1 pseudogene is annotated in these 229 nt (G+C 61.6%); it reads right to left on the reverse strand.

What is annotated here, in order from left to right:
* Window positions 1-229, reverse strand: a pseudogene (locus tag AC0IYH_RS34380) (tRNA 2-thiocytidine(32) synthetase TtcA); the annotation flags it as partial.

A 229-nucleotide genomic window follows, 5' to 3' on the forward strand; every position in this document is an offset into this window, starting at 1 on the left:
GTTTGGGCGGCATGGCCTTGAGCGTGCCGCCATAGAACATGTTGAGGAAGAAGGTCTCGAGGATGTCGTCACGGTGGTGACCGAGGGCCATCTTGGTCGCGCCGATCTCGTCGGCGAAGGTGTACAGGGTGCCGCGGCGCAGGCGCGAACACAGCGAGCAGGTGGTCTTGCCTTCCGGGATCTTCTCCTTGACCACCGAGTAAGTGTCCTTCTCGACGATGTGGTACGG

The sequence above is a fragment of the Pseudomonas sp. AC463 genome (assembly GCF_979253585.1).